General features: G+C 67.5%; 10 protein-coding genes. 4 read left to right on the forward strand and 6 right to left on the reverse strand.

Features of this window, described 5'->3' with window-relative positions; genetic code table 11:
- The 6 genes from CFB47_RS03480 to queA form a co-directional block, all read right to left on the reverse strand.
- The gene (locus CFB47_RS03480; RefSeq protein WP_179258914.1) at positions 1 to 1,611 is read right to left on the reverse strand and encodes a S41 family peptidase; all 1,611 of its coding nucleotides are present in this window, start codon (positions 1,609 to 1,611) and stop codon (positions 1 to 3) included.
- Between the two features lie 205 nt (positions 1,612 to 1,816).
- Positions 1,817 to 2,767, reverse strand: a complete 951-nt coding sequence (gene secF / locus CFB47_RS03485) for a protein translocase subunit SecF (protein ID WP_089439261.1) — start codon at positions 2,765 to 2,767, stop codon at positions 1,817 to 1,819.
- 16 nt (positions 2,768 to 2,783) lie between these two features.
- Positions 2,784 to 4,805, reverse strand: a complete 2,022-nt coding sequence (gene secD, locus CFB47_RS03490) for a protein translocase subunit SecD (RefSeq protein WP_089460432.1) — start codon at positions 4,803 to 4,805, stop codon at positions 2,784 to 2,786.
- Positions 4,806 to 4,911: 106 nt separating this feature from the next.
- Complete coding sequence (gene yajC / locus CFB47_RS03495; protein ID WP_006476868.1) at positions 4,912 to 5,235, reverse strand: preprotein translocase subunit YajC; 324 nt, start codon at positions 5,233 to 5,235, stop codon at positions 4,912 to 4,914.
- A gap of 256 nt (positions 5,236 to 5,491) precedes the next feature.
- Positions 5,492 to 6,691: a tRNA guanosine(34) transglycosylase Tgt gene (gene tgt / locus CFB47_RS03500; protein ID WP_089460433.1), complete on the reverse strand. Its 1,200-nt coding sequence runs from the start codon at positions 6,689 to 6,691 to the stop codon at positions 5,492 to 5,494.
- A 204-nt stretch (positions 6,692 to 6,895) separates the two neighbouring features.
- Positions 6,896 to 7,963 (reverse strand): tRNA preQ1(34) S-adenosylmethionine ribosyltransferase-isomerase QueA, encoded by a 1,068-nt coding sequence (gene queA, locus CFB47_RS03505; protein ID WP_089455605.1) that lies wholly within the window; start codon positions 7,961 to 7,963, stop codon positions 6,896 to 6,898.
- Positions 7,964 to 8,130: 167 nt separating this feature from the next.
- Here queA and recG point away from each other — a divergent pair, with 167 nt between their 5' ends.
- The 4 genes from recG (at position 8,131) to katG (ending at position 14,355) form a co-directional block, all read left to right on the forward strand.
- On the forward strand, positions 8,131 to 10,461 hold the full coding sequence (gene recG, locus CFB47_RS03510; protein ID WP_089460434.1) for an ATP-dependent DNA helicase RecG: 2,331 nt from the start codon (positions 8,131 to 8,133) through the stop codon (positions 10,459 to 10,461).
- A gap of 125 nt (positions 10,462 to 10,586) precedes the next feature.
- Positions 10,587 to 11,546: a hydrogen peroxide-inducible genes activator gene (locus CFB47_RS03515; protein ID WP_043189592.1), complete on the forward strand. Its 960-nt coding sequence runs from the start codon at positions 10,587 to 10,589 to the stop codon at positions 11,544 to 11,546.
- Positions 11,547 to 11,939: 393 nt separating this feature from the next.
- Positions 11,940 to 12,068: a hypothetical protein gene (locus CFB47_RS41630; RefSeq protein ID WP_256946636.1), complete on the forward strand. Its 129-nt coding sequence runs from the start codon at positions 11,940 to 11,942 to the stop codon at positions 12,066 to 12,068.
- A gap of 100 nt (positions 12,069 to 12,168) precedes the next feature.
- Positions 12,169 to 14,355: a catalase/peroxidase HPI gene (katG, locus tag CFB47_RS03520; protein WP_089460435.1), complete on the forward strand. Its 2,187-nt coding sequence runs from the start codon at positions 12,169 to 12,171 to the stop codon at positions 14,353 to 14,355.
- The last annotated feature ends 5 nt before the right edge of the window (positions 14,356 to 14,360 follow it).

The following is a 14,360-nucleotide window of genomic DNA, read 5'->3' on the forward strand; positions in this document are numbered from 1 at the left end:
TCAGTTGCCGGCGCGCTCGCACACGGGTTGCGCGGGCATCAGCTGCGGCCTGGCTTCGACGGTCCGCACCGGGCGCCCGGCGAGCGCCGCGAGTGCCTGACCGAGCTGCCAGTCGGTGGCCGTGCCGAACTCGCGCTGCGGCAGCGCCGCGCTCTTCGCGGTATCGATCTTCGCGAGCGCCCGCCGCTCGCGCAGCGTCTGCCGTTCCTTGCGCACCTTCGCGAACGGATCGGGCGCCAGCCGGTCCGCATACGGGGCGCGGGCGAGGTCGGCTTCCCGGTACCACAGCAGCACGCCGTCGACGTCCGAGTCGCGGCGCGGCGGCACGAGCCAGTCCGGCACGACGCCGTAGCCGTCCATCGGGCAGCCGTTCGGCCGCAGGTTGCGCGCATACGTGAAATTCAGGCGCGTGCCGTCGACCAGGTCGACGCCCGTCTGCGCAAGCCCCTTCCCGTAGGTCGGCATGCCGAGCAACTTCGCGCGGCCGAGATCCTTCAGCGCCGCCGCGGTCGCTTCGGCGGCCGACGCGCTCTGTCCGTCGACGAGCACGACGAGCGGCACGGTGCGCCACCAGTCGTCGGCCTGCAACGGCGCGAGCGGATCCTGGCCGTGCATGACCGGTAATGCGTAATCGGGCCAGTTGGTCGTGTAGCGGCGGCGGTTGGCGTCGCCGCGCTCGACCGTCACCATCGCGGTGCGGTCGCGGCCCGCGAACAGCGCGGTGATGCCGATCGCCGCATTGAGCGCGCCGCCGCCGTTGATGCGCAGGTCGAGGATCACGCCTTTCACCGCCGGCCCCGTGCGGCGCGCGGCCTGCACCGCGTCGATGTAGTCGCCGACCGCCGGTTCGGGGAAGCTCGACAGCCGCGTGTACAGGATGTCGCCGTCGAGGCGTTTCGCGGTCGCCGGGTGGGGCTTGAGGATCGTCCGAACGGGCGCGAAGCTGAGCACCGCGTGCGACGGGCCGCGCCGGACCGTGAGCTTCAGCGGCACGCCCGCATCGCCCTTGGCGAGTCTGGTCAGGTCGGCGGGGTCGATGCCGACGACGCTCGTATCGTTCATCGCGACGACGAGATCGTCGGGGCGCACGCCGGCCTTTTCCGCGGGCGCGTCGGGAATCACGTCGACGATGTGCAGCCCGTCGGGCCGCGTCTCGAACACGATACCGATGCCGGGCGTGCCGTCGCGCGCGCGCCGTTCGTCGTCGCGCCGCTCCTGCTCCTCCTTCGCGTCGAAGAAACGTGCGTACGGCAGCGTCTTGATTCCCGCGTGGGTCGTTGCGTCGAGCAGTGCGCCGATGTCGACGTCGGTCAGGTGCTGCCGCTTCAGGATTTCCACCGCTGCCTTGAGCTCGCAGATCTGCGGCTCCCAGTCGGGCGGGCAGGGCGAGGGCGGCTGGGCGGCGGCGGGCGAAGCGGCTGCGGGCGCGGAAGCGGCAGAAGCGGCAGAAGCGGCAGAAGCGGCAGAAGCGGCAGAAGCGGCAGAAGCGGCAGAAGCGGGCGGGGTGGACGCCGGCTGCTGCGCACCGACGGATGACGCGTGCGGCAGGAGCGCGGCCGTGACGGCGGCGCAAACGGCAACGCGAAGAGCGACACGCGTGGGAGGCATCATCGGGACCGCACGTTTGAACGGAGGGCGAAGGCGCTGTCCCGCTGACGTACGGCCGGCGGCCGGCGCGACGGGACGGTCACGATTGTAGCCGACCCGCGTGACGGGGCAGGGCGAGCGGGCGGTGCGATGCGCGGCAGTGGCGCGGCCATGAAAAAAGCCGGCCCAACCGGGCCGGCTCTTCGTCAGTGCCGAAGCAGCGTGGCGCTTAAACCTGCGCGCCTGCGTTCGGATCGTCCGGATCGTGCGCGGACTTCTTTTCCTTGATCAGGTCTTCGCGCTTGATGCCGAGCCACATCGCGAGCGAGCCCGCGACGAACACCGACGAGTAGATGCCGAACATGATGCCGACCGTCAGCGCGAGCGCGAAGTAGTGCAGCGTCGGGCCGCCGAAGAAGAACATCGACAGCACCATCATTTCGGTCGACGTGTGCGTGATGATCGTACGCGACATCGTGGTCGTGATCGCGTGGTTGATCACTTCCTGCACGTTCATCTTGCGTTCGCGGCGGAACGTTTCGCGGATCCGGTCGAAGATGACGACCGACTCGTTGACCGAGTAGCCGAGCACCGCGAGGATCGCCGCGAGCACCGCCAGCGAGAACTCCCACTGGAAGAACGCGAAGAAGCCGAGAATGATCACGATGTCGTGCAGGTTGGCGATGATGCCGGCCACCGCGTACTTCCACTCGAAGCGGAACGACAGGTAGATCACGATGCCGATCACGACGCATGCGAGCGCGAGCAGGCCGTCGGTCGCGAGCTCCCGGCCGACCTGCGGGCCGACGAACTCGACGCGCTGCAGCGTGACGTCCGGGTTCTGCGCCTTCAGCGCGCCCATCACCTGGTCGCTCTGCTGCGCGGACGTGAGGCCTTCCTTCAGCTGCAGGCGAATCAGCACGTTGCGCGAGGTGCCGAAGTTCTGCACCTGCGCGTCGGCATAGCCGAGCTTGCCGAGCGTCGCACGCACCGGTTCGAGTTCAGCGGCCTGCTGGTACTGCACCTCGATCACCGTCCCGCCGGTGAATTCGACGGACAGGTGCAGCCCGCGATGGAACAGGAAGAACACGGCGGCGAGGAACGTGACCAGCGAGATCACGTTGAACACCAGCGCGTGCCGCATGAACGGAATGTCTTTACGGATGCGGAAAAATTCCATGGTCTTCTCCGGGGCCTTATTGGGTCGAGCCCGGTTTCTTCGGCGACACGCCCTGCTGCGCGCGATTGCGCAGCTGCGGCTTGCCGGCGCGCGGCGCGTTGCCCTTCGCGGGGGCGGAGAGCTTCGCGGCGCGTGCGGTGTCGGTCGATTCGTCGGCGTCGGTGAACGACGCGGCGGCAGCGGCGCCTTCCGGCTTCCACACCTGGCCGATCGCGAGCGACTTGAGCTTCTTGCGGCCGCCGTACCAGAGGTTGACGATCCCGCGCGAGAAGAACACCGCGGAGAACATCGACGTCAGGATACCGAGGCAGTGCACGATCGCGAACGCGCGAACCGGGCCCGAGCCGAATGCGAGCAGCGCGAGGCCGGCGATCAGCGTCGTGACGTTCGAGTCGAGAATCGTCGCCCACGCATGCGCGTAGCCGGCCTGGATCGCGGTCTGCGGCGGCTGGCCGGCGCGCAGTTCTTCACGCACCCGCTCGTTGATCAGCACGTTCGCGTCGATCGCCATACCGAGCGCGAGCGCGATAGCGGCGATACCGGGCAGCGTCAGCGTCGCCTGCATCAGCGACAGCACGGCGACGAGCAGCAGCAGGTTCACCGACAGGCCGATCACTGAGATCACGCCGAACAGCATGTAGTACGCGATCATGAACACGGCGATCGCGCAGAAGCCCCAGATCACCGAGTGGATGCCCATCTTGATGTTGTCGGCGCCGAGGCTCGGGCCGATCGTGCGTTCCTCGATGATGTCCATCGGCGCTGCGAGCGAACCGGCGCGCAGCAGCAGCGCGAGGTCGGCCGCGGCCTGCGGCGTCGGCTGGCCCGTGATCTGGAAGCGGTCGCCGAGTTCCGACTGGATCGTCGCGACGGTCAGCACTTCGCCCTTGCCCTTCTCGAACAGCACCATCGCCATCGGCTTGCCGATGTTCTCGCGCGAGACCGCGCGCACCGAGCGGCCACCCGCCGAATCGAGGCGGATGTTGACCGACGGACGCTGGTGATCGTCGAAGCCGGCCGAGGCATCGATGATGCGGTCGCCCGTGAAGATCACGTCCTTCTTCAGCAGCACCGGCGCCTGGTTGCCCTGGGTGAACAGCTCTTCACCCGGCGGCACCGGGTCGTTCGGGTTCGGGTGCGTGTTGATCGGATCGGCGAGGCGCGCTTCGAGCGTCGCGGTGCGGCCGATGATGTCCTTCGCCTTCGCGGTGTCCTGCACGCCCGGCAGCTCGACGACGATGCGGTCGCTACCTTGCTGCTGCAGGATCGGCTCGGACACGCCGAGTTCGTTCACGCGGTTGTGGAGCGTCGTCAGGTTCTGCTTGAGCGCGGCGTCCTCGACGGACTTCTGCACGGCCGGCGTGAACGTGCCGACGACCTGCGTGCCGCCGCCGCCGGGCTGGGTCGCCCATTGCAGTTCGGTGATCGACTGCGCGAGCAGCTTGCGGGCGTCTTCCGCCGTCTGCGCATCGCTGAAGTTGACGACCACGGACTGGTCGACGCGGCTCACGCCGCCGTCGCGGATGTTCTTGTCGCGCAGCAGCGTGCGCGCGTCGGACGCGTCGGAATCGAGCTTCTTCGTCAGCGCGCCCGTCATGTCGACCTGGAGCAGGAAGTGGACGCCGCCACGCAGGTCGAGGCCGAGATACATCGGCAGCGCGTGCAGGGAGGTCAGCCAGCGCGGCGACGCGCTCTGCAGGTTCAGCGCGACGACGTACTGCGGATCGTTCGGGTCGGTGTTCAGCGACTTCTGCAGCAGGTCCTTGACGCGCAGCTGCGTATCGGTGTCCTTCAGGCGCACGCGGATGTTCGCGTTGGTCGCCGTGTTCTCGAAGGTGACGTCGTCCGGCGTGATCTGCGCGGAGGCGAGCGCCGATTCGACCTGGGTCAGCGTGGTCGAGTCGAGCTTGACCGTGGCCTTGCCGCTCGACACCTGCACCGCCGGCGATTCGCCGAAGAAGTTGGGCAATGTGTACAGAAGGCCGATGGCGAGCGCCACGACCATCACGACATATTTCCAGAGTGGATAACGATTCATGAGGGAGCCGAACGGGTGGTTGGCGTGAAAGCGTCGCGTCCGGCGCCGCGGCGGCCCGCTCTCTCAGGCGGGCACGGCGCGGGGAGCCGGACGCTCGGTGAAGGGCTTACAGCGACTTGATCGTGCCCTTCGGCAGAATGGTCGTAACCGCGGCCTTCTGCACGGTGATTTCGGTGCCTTCGGCGATTTCGACGCCGATGTAGCCTTCGGTGACCTTCGTCACCTTGCCCACGAGGCCGCCGCTCGTGACGACTTCGTCGCCCTTGGCCATGGCCGCGAGCATGTTGCGGTGCTCCTTCTGACGCTTCATCTGCGGACGGATCATGATGAAGTAGAGCACGGCAAACATCAGGATGAGCGGCAGGAAGCTCATCAGGCTCGATTCGGCGCCACCGGCACCTTGGGCGAACGCGTTGGAAATGAACGGCACGTTGGTCTCTCCGTAGGGGAAGATCGAAAAATAAGCCGGTTATTCTACCACCGGCCCCATGCGCAAACGGCTCGGCAAATGCGCTTTCGGATCAAGCTGTTAAAGCGTGAACCGGTACCGTTGCGACTTGAATGGAAAGGCGATTGTAATGTTTGTCGGTTCCGAGCGGCAGTTGGGACGCGCTTGTTTAGGACGAGTCCCAAAAGATTTTCGATCCGTTTAGTGCTTGTCTTATCAAGGGCGGCTCGACCGCCCGTCAGTCGACCCCTCTGGCGCGATCCTCCGCGAAGCGCTGGCGGAACGCGTCGAACGTGTGGGTCTCGATCGCTTCGCGGATCTCGCTCATCAGCTGCAGGTAGTAGTGCAGGTTGTGGATGGTGTTGAGCTGGGCGCCGAGGATCTCGCCCACGCGGTGCAGGTGATGCAGGTAGCCGCGCGAGAAGTTCTGGCACGTGTAGCACGTGCAGCTCGCGTCGAGCGGCTTCAGCGAGTTCTTGTGCGTCGCGTTGCGGATCTTCACGTCGCCGAAGCGCGTGAACAGCCAGCCGTTGCGCGCGTTGCGGGTCGGCATCACGCAGTCGAACATGTCGACGCCGTTGGCGACGCCCTCGACCAGGTCCTCCGGCGTGCCCACGCCCATCAGGTAGTGCGGCTTGTTGGCCGGCAGCTTCGGGCCGACGTGGCGCAGCACGCGCATCATGTCTTCCTTCGGCTCGCCGACCGACAGCCCGCCGATCGCGAGGCCGTGGAAGCCGAGTTCCGCGAGGCCCGCGAGCGATTCGTCGCGCAGGTCCTCGAACATCCCGCCCTGGACGATCCCGAACAGCGCGTTCGGGTTGCCGAGCCGGTTGAACTCGTCGAGCGAGCGCTTCGCCCAGCGCAGCGACATGCGCATCGAGTCGGCCGCTTCCTTGTGCGTGGTCGGCACGCCGTTGGTCGCGTACGGCGTGCACTCGTCGAACTGCATCACGACGTCGGAGTTCAGCACCTTCTGGATCTGCATCGACACTTCCGGCGACAGGAACAGCTTGTCGCCGTTGATCGGCGACGCGAACGTCACGCCGTCCTCGGTGATCTTGCGCAGGTCGCCGAGCGAGAACACCTGGAAGCCGCCCGAGTCGGTCAGGATCGGCTTGTTCCAGCCCATGAAGGCGTGCAGGCCGCCGTGCGCGTCGATCGTGTCGAGGCCCGGGCGCAGCCACAGGTGGAACGTGTTGCCGAGGATGATCTGGGCCTTGATCTCGTGCAGCTCGCGCGGCTGGATCGCCTTCACGGTGCCGTACGTGCCGACCGGCATGAAGATCGGCGTTTCGACCACGCCGTGGTTGAGCTTCACGCGGCCGCGGCGCGCATGGCCGTCGGTCGTCAGCAGTTCGAATTCGAGCCCGTTCGCCGGGCGGTCCTGCACGGGGGTGTGCGTATCAGCGTGCGTATCGTGGGATGAACCTTCGGTCATCGTTGGATGCTCCTTGCTACCGGGCTGCTCTGCATGGGACCAGAGTAACCGCTAAAGCGCTAACTCTGGATCGCAAGTCCGGCGCATGTTGGAAACGCCGCCGGGAATCCGGCGGCGGGGAAAGCGGGTGCGTGCGAGCATCGCACGCACAACGTGAAAGCGGAACCTGGCCATTCGGTACGGCGGCCGGTCTCCGTGCCGCGCTTACGCGCTCGCCGCCTCCGGCGTGTCGCGCCGCGTGAGCAGCATCGCATCGCCGTAGCTGAAGAAGCGGTAGCGCTCGGCGATCGCGTGCCGGTACGCGGCGCGGATCGTCTCGACGCCCGCGAACGCGGACACCAGCATCAGCAGCGTCGACTTCGGCAGGTGGAAGTTCGTGACGAGCCGGTCGACCACGCGGAAACGATAGCCGGGCGTGATGAAGATGTCGGTCTCGGCCTGCGTGGCCGCGAGCGGGCGGCCCGCTTCGTCGGCCGTGCGCGCCGCGGCTTCGAGCGCGCGCATCGACGTCGTGCCGACCGCGATCACGTTGCCGCCGCGCGCACGGGTCGCGGCGATCTTGTCGACGAGCGACTGCGGCAGGTCGTACCACTCGCTGTGCATCTTGTGCTCGGCGATGTTGTCGACGCGCACCGGCTGGAACGTGCCGGCGCCGACGTGCAGCGTCAGCGTCGCGCGCTCGACGCCCATCGCGTCGAGCCGGTCGAGCATCGGCTGGTCGAAGTGCAGCCCGGCCGTGGGAGCAGCGACCGCGCCCGGGTTGCTCGCGTAGACGGTCTGGTAGCGCGTCTCGTCGGTCGCATCCGGATCGTGCTCGATATAGGGCGGCAGCGGCAGGCGGCCGTACTGCTCGATCAGGTCGAGGCACGGCGCGGGGAAGGTCAGCGTGAAGAACGGGTCGACTCGCTCGCCCACCGTCACGTCGAACGCATCGGCGAGCCGCAGCGTCGTGCCGGCGCCCGGCGACTTGCTCGCGCGGATCTGAGCGAGCGCCGTGTGCGTGCCGGTCACGCGCTCGATCAGCACCTCGATCTTGCCGCCGCTGGCCTTCTGGCCGAAGAAACGCGCCTTCAGCACCTTGGTATCGTTGAAGACGAGCAGGTCGCCGGCCGCGATGCACGACGGCAGCGCGGTGAAATGGCGGTCGACCAGGCGGGCGGGCGCGACGGTGCCGTCGACCTCGAGCAGGCGGCTCGCGGTGCGATCGGGCAGCGCGGTTTGTGCAATCAGCTCGGGCGGCAGATTGAAATCGAAATCGGAAAGCGTGAACATGCGGGCTGGTTCGAAGCGGCCGGCGGGCGTCGCCGGCAGGGCGGAAACGCGTAAATCGGGCGCGCGAGCCGCTATGATGGCGGGATGCGCGGCCTGGCCGGCGTCGTTCGTTCGGACGACGTGAAAGCCGCTATTGTACTTGCCTTGCGAAGCACCCAGACGATCCGATGCCTGTGTCACCACGCCGTTCCCCCGCAGCCGTTGCCGATTCCGCCGATCCGTTCGACGCGGAAGATGTCGCGCCGCCCGCGCCACGCGCGGGCGAGCGTGATTCCGCCGAGCGCGCCGCACCGCGCCGCGCCGGCCCGAAGCGCGGCGCCGACGGCAGGCTCGCGCAACCGGCCGCCGCCGCGCCCGATGCCGATGGCGCGGCTGACGGCGACGCGGCAGGCGCGGCCGGCGCGAAGCGCAAGAAGAAGCCCGCCGCCGATAAACCCGTGAAGACCGCCGACAAGCTCGCGAAGCTCGGCCTCACGCGCTCGATCGATCTCGTGCTGCATCTGCCGATGCGCTACGAGGACGAAACCACGCTCACGCCGATCGGCGAGCTGCTGCCGGGCGGCATTGCGCAGACCGAAGGTGTCGTGTTCGACAGCGAGGTCGCGTACCGGCCGCGCCGCCAGCTGGTCGTGAAGATCCAGGACGACGACGGCGAGCAGCTCGTGCTGCGCTTCCTGAATTTCTACGGCTCGCAGGTCAAGCAGATGGCCGTCGGCCAGCGGCTGCGCGTGCGCGGCGACGTGCGCGGCGGCTTCTTCGGGATGGAGATGGTGCATCCGGCGGTGCGCGTGGTCGAAGCGGATGCGCCGCTGCCGCAAGTGCTCACGCCCGTCTATCCGAGCACGGCCGGCGTGTCGCAGGCCTATCTGCGCAAGGCGATCGAGAACGCGGTCGAGCGCACGCCGCTGCCCGAGCTGCTGCCGCCCGAGATCCAGCGCGACTATCTGAAGCCGCTCGACGTGCCGACGCTCGAGCAGGCGGTGCGCATCCTGCACCACCCGCGCGTCGATTCCGACGAAGCCGCGCTGATGGACGGCTCGCATCCGGCGTGGACGCGCATCAAGTTCGAAGAGCTGCTCGCGCAGCAGTTGTCGCTCAAGCGCGCGCACGAGGAGCGCCGCACGCGTGCGGCGCCCGCGATGCCGCGCCGCAGCGCGAGCGATGCCGATGCGTTGACGACCCGGCTCTACGCCGCACTGCCGTTCACGCTGACGGGCGCGCAGGCGCGCGTCGTCGACGAAATCGCGAACGATCTTACCCTTGCGCACCCGATGCAGCGCCTGCTGCAGGGCGACGTCGGCAGCGGCAAGACGGTCGTCGCGGCGCTGGCCGCCACGCAGGCGATCGACGCCGGCTACCAGGCCGCGCTGATGGCGCCCACCGAAATCCTCGCGGAACAGCACGCGCGCAAGCTGCGCGCGTGGCTCGAGCCGCTGGGCGTCACGGTCGCGTGGCTCGCGGGCAGCCTGAAGGCGAAGGAGAAGCGCGCGGCGATCGAGGCGGCCGCGCTCGGCACCGCGCAGCTCGTGATCGGCACGCACGCGATCATCCAGGACACGGTCGAATTCGCGCGGCTCGGCCTCGTGATCGTCGACGAACAGCACCGTTTCGGCGTCGAGCAGCGGCTCGCGCTGCGTGCGAAGGCCGCGAATGCGGCCAACGGCGCGCGCGACTTCCAGCCGCACCAGCTGATGATGTCGGCCACGCCGATTCCGCGCACGCTCGCGATGACGTATTACGCCGATCTCGAAGTCTCGACGATCGACGAGCTGCCGCCGGGCCGCACGCCCGTGCTGACGCGCCTCGTCGGCGATGCGCGGCGCGAGGAGGTGATCGCCCGCGTGCGCGAGGCCGCGCTGACCGGGCGCCAGGTGTACTGGGTGTGCCCGCTGATCGAGGAGAGCGAGACGCTGCAGCTGCAGACGGCCGTCGAGACCTACGAGACGCTGGCCGCCGCGCTCCCGGAGCTGAAGGTCGGGCTCGTGCACGGCCGGCTGTCGCCGGCCGACAAGGCGGCCGTGATGGAAGCGTTCACGCGCAACGACGTGCAGCTGCTCGTCGCGACGACCGTGATCGAGGTCGGCGTCGACGTGCCGAACGCGTCGCTGATGGTGATCGAGCACGCCGAGCGTTTCGGCCTGGCGCAGCTGCACCAGCTGCGCGGCCGGGTCGGGCGCGGCACCGCGGCATCGGTATGCGTGCTGCTGTACACGGGGCCGCTGTCGCTCACGGGCCGCGAGCGGCTGAAGACGATGCGTGAGACGACCGACGGCTTCGAGATCGCACGGCGCGACCTCGAGATCCGCGGCCCCGGCGAATTCCTCGGTGCACGCCAATCGGGTGCGGCAATGCTGCGCTTCGCGAACCTCGAGACCGACGGCTGGCTGATCGAGCCGGCCCGGGAAGCCGCGTCGCGGCTGATTGCCGCGTATCCGGAGGTCGTCACGCAGCATCTCGCGCGCTGGCTCGGCGCGCGGGAACAGTATCTGAAGGCCTGATCCGCAGGTCGGGGCCGGATTTAAAACCGCCGTTTGACGCATTCCGATGCAGAGAAACTTGGCGAACCGGTGTCACAGGGTGTATAAATTAAACCTATCGCTTGTATATCTCTGATTGACCCACAATGACGCTGACTGAATTGAAATACATCGTCGCGGTCGCGCGCGAACGGCATTTCGGCCGCGCGGCCGAAGCATGCTTCGTGAGCCAGCCGACGCTGTCGGTGGCGATCAAGAAGCTCGAAGACGAGCTCAACGTGCAGATTTTCGAACGCGGCGCGAGCGAAGTGAGCGTCACGCCGATCGGTGACCAGATCGTCACGCAGGCGCAGCGCGTGCTCGAGCAGACCTTCGCGATCAAGGAGATCGCGAAGCAGGGCAAGGATCCGCTGGTCGGCCCGTTCCGCCTCGGGGTGATCTACACGATCGGGCCCTATCTGCTGCCGACGCTCGTCAAACAGATGATCCAGCGGGTCCCGCAGATGCCGCTGATGCTGCAGGAAAACTACACGCTGAAGCTGCTCGAACTGCTCAAGCAGGGCGAGATCGACGCGGCGATCATGGCGCTGCCGTTTCCGGAAACCGGCCTGATGGTGCGCCCGCTGTACGACGAACCGTTCGTCGTCGCGCTGCCCGCCGGCCATCCGTGGGAGAAGCGCGAGGAAATCGATGCCGAGGATCTCAAGCAGGAAACCATGCTGCTGCTCGGCAACGGCCACTGCTTCCGCGATCACGTGCTCGGCGTGTGCCCGGAGCTGATGCGCTTCTCGCAGACGGCCGACGGCATCCAGAAGACCTTCGAGGGCTCGTCGCTCGAGACGATCCGCCACATGGTCGCAAGCGGTGTCGGCATCACCGTGCTGCCGCGGATGTCGGTCGCCGAGGTCGGCCCGCGCGCGAACGGCCCCGATGCCGAACTGTTGTCATACGTGCCGTTCAACGAGCCGGTGCCCGACCGCCGCGTGGTGCTCGTGTGGCGCAAGAGCTTCACGCGGATGCCCGCGATCGACGCGATCAGCGACGCGATTTCCGCGTGCGAGCTGCCGGGTGTCGCGAAGCTCGACATGCCGGCGACGATGAACTGAGCACGCTGCGCCATGCGCGTGTGGCAGCATGATGAACGGGGTCTTGCGACCCCGTTTATTTTTCTCTATCGAATAGATGAAATTTATCAAATTCAATTGATCGATAGATCTATATAGAATCTTCTCCATGGATCGGCGTGAGGTCGACGACCGATCAGCACGTTGAATGCAAGCGTCAAAGGAGGATGTCATGATGCGGTCGGTATTGCAGCACGCGCAGCGGAACATCCCGTCGCGCGACGCGGTCGTACATCGCGCCAGGGCGGCGGTTCGCAGCCTGCGTCCGATTGCGTTCGCGTACCTGGCGGACCGTGTGTATGGCGGATGAGTGCCGCCGCACGCCGGTCCTGTGTGCCCCCGACTAACTGCCGCCGAGCCATGAGGGAGCATTGCATGTCCGATACCCGAAAAGCTGCCCGCGGCGCCGGCACGACGACCGCCGGCAGCCGCGTTCCCGAGCGCGCCGCCTGCGGCGCGTCGCAGCGGGAACGCGGGTCGCAGGCCGCGCACGACGTCCCGTAGTACGACAGGAGGAACCGCCTGTTCCGTTTCATCCCCCCGCAATGCTCCACGAACCGCGCCTGGCACGTGGGGGCCTATGAGCAAGACAAGGAGAAAAAGCATGTCGAACGAAACGAAGTGCCCGTTCAACCACACCGCTGGTGGCGGCACGACGAACAAGGACTGGTGGCCGAATCAGCTGAACCTGAACGTCCTGCATCGGCATTCGGCGCTGTCCGATCCGATGGACCCGGATTTCGACTACGCCGAAGCGTTCAAGCAGCTTGACCTCGAGGCGGTGAAGAAGGACCTGCACGCGTTGATGACGGCGTCGCAGGACTGGTGGCCGGCCGACTTCGGCCACTATGGCGGCCTGTTCGTCCGCATGGCCTGGCACAGCGCCGGCACGTACCGCACGGCCGACGGCCGCGGCGGCGCGGGCGGCGGGCAGCAGCGCTTCGCGCCGCTCAACAGCTGGCCGGACAACGTCAGTCTCGACAAGGCGCGCCGCCTGCTGTGGCCGATCAAGCAGAAGTACGGCCGCAACATCTCGTGGGCCGACCTGTTGATCCTGACCGGCAACGTCGCGCTCGAATCGATGGGCTTCAAGACCTTCGGCTACGCCGGCGGCCGCGTCGATACGTGGGAACCGGACGACGTGTACTGGGGTTCGGAAAAGATCTGGCTGGAACTGAGCGGCGGCCCGAACAGCCGCTACTCCGGCAAGCGCGAGCTCGAAAGCCCGCTCGCCGCGGTGCAGATGGGCCTCATCTACGTGAACCCGGAAGGCCCGGACGGCAACCCCGACCCGGTCGCCGCCGCGCATGACATCCGCGAGACATTCGCGCGCATGGCGATGAACGACGAAGAGACGGTCGCGCTGATCGCGGGCGGCCACACGTTCGGCAAGACGCACGGCGCCGGTCCGGCGTCGAACGTCGGCCCCGAGCCGGAAGCCGCGGGCCTCGAGGAGCAGGGGCTCGGCTGGAAGAGCACGTTCGGCACGGGCAAGGGCAAGGATGCCATCACGAGCGGCCTCGAAGTCACGTGGACCTCGACGCCGACGCAGTGGAGCAACGACTTCTTCAAGCACCTGTTCAGCTACGAGTGGGAGCTCACGAAGAGCCCGGCCGGCGCGCACCAGTGGGTCGCGAAGGACGCAGGCGAAGTGATTCCGGATGCGTTCGACGCGTCGAAGAAGCATCGCCCGACGATGTTGACGACCGACCTGTCGCTGCGTTTCGATCCGGCCTACGAGAAGATTTCGCGCCGTTTCTACGAGAACCCGGCCGAGTTCGCCGACGCGTTCGCACGCGCGTGGTTCAAGCTCACGCACCGCGACATGGGCCCGCGTTCCCGCTATCTCGGTCCGGACGTGCCGGCGGAACACCTGCTGTGGCAGGACCCGATCCCGGCCGTCGATCATCCGCTGATCGACGAAGCCGACGTCGCGGCGCTGAAGGCGAAGGTGCTGGCCACGGGCCTGTCGGTGTCGCAGCTCGTGTCGACCGCCTGGGCGTCGGCTGCGACGTTCCGCGGGTCGGACAAGCGCGGCGGTGCGAACGGTGCGCGGATCCGCCTGGCGCCGCAGAAGGACTGGGAAGTGAACCGTCCGGCTGAGCTCGCGAAGGTGCTCGAGACGCTCGAGGGCGTGCAGAAGGCGTTCAACGATGCGCAGACGGGCGGCAAGAAGGTGTCGCTCGCCGACCTGATCGTGCTGGCCGGTGCGGCCGGCGTCGAGCAGGCCGCGAAGAATGCGGGTATCGCCGTGACGGTGCCGTTCGCACCGGGCCGTGCGGATGCGTCGCAGGAAGAGACTGATGTCGAGGCGATGGCCGTGCTCGAGCCGGTGGCGGACGGGTTCCGCAACTACCTGAAGAGCGCGTACAAGACGCCGGCCGAGGCGCTGCTGGTCGACAAGGCGCAACTGCTGACGCTGACCGCGCCCGAGATGACGGTGCTCGTCGGTGGCCTGCGCGTGCTGGGGGCGAACGCCGGCGATGCGAAGCGGGGCGTGTTCACCGACCGTCCGGAAGCGCTGACGAACGACTTCTTCGTGAACCTGCTCGACATGGGCACGGAATGGAAGCCGGTGTCGGCCGCGAACGACGTGTTCGAAGGGCGCGATCGGGCGACGGGCCAGGTCAAGTGGACGGGCTCGCGCGTCGACCTGATCTTCGGCTCGCATGCGCAACTGCGTGCGCTGGCCGAGGTGTACGGCAGCGCGGATGCGAAGGAGAAGTTCGCGCACGACTTCGTCGCGGCCTGGAACAAGGTGATGAACCTGGACCGCTTCGACCTCGCGTAAGCGTC

This window comes from Burkholderia sp. AU27893 (assembly GCF_002223205.1).
Taxonomy (GTDB): domain Bacteria; phylum Pseudomonadota; class Gammaproteobacteria; order Burkholderiales; family Burkholderiaceae; genus Burkholderia.

What these genes read in the sequence shown, in the direction of transcription:
- CFB47_RS03480 (WP_179258914.1), bottom strand. Translation starts at nt 1,611, where the DNA reads ATGATGCCTCCCACGCGTGTCGCTCTTCGCGTTGCCGTTTGCGCCGCC.
- CFB47_RS03515 (WP_043189592.1), top strand. Translation starts at nt 10,587, where the DNA reads ATGACGCTGACTGAATTGAAATACATCGTCGCGGTCGCGCGCGAACGG.
- queA (WP_089455605.1), bottom strand. Translation starts at nt 7,963, where the DNA reads ATGTTCACGCTTTCCGATTTCGATTTCAATCTGCCGCCCGAGCTGATT.
- secD (WP_089460432.1), bottom strand. Translation starts at nt 4,805, where the DNA reads ATGAATCGTTATCCACTCTGGAAATATGTCGTGATGGTCGTGGCGCTC.
- secF (WP_089439261.1), bottom strand. Translation starts at nt 2,767, where the DNA reads ATGGAATTTTTCCGCATCCGTAAAGACATTCCGTTCATGCGGCACGCG.
- recG (WP_089460434.1), top strand. Translation starts at nt 8,131, where the DNA reads ATGCCTGTGTCACCACGCCGTTCCCCCGCAGCCGTTGCCGATTCCGCC.
- CFB47_RS41630 (WP_256946636.1), top strand. Translation starts at nt 11,940, where the DNA reads ATGTCCGATACCCGAAAAGCTGCCCGCGGCGCCGGCACGACGACCGCC.
- tgt (WP_089460433.1), bottom strand. Translation starts at nt 6,691, where the DNA reads ATGACCGAAGGTTCATCCCACGATACGCACGCTGATACGCACACCCCC.
- katG (WP_089460435.1), top strand. Translation starts at nt 12,169, where the DNA reads ATGTCGAACGAAACGAAGTGCCCGTTCAACCACACCGCTGGTGGCGGC.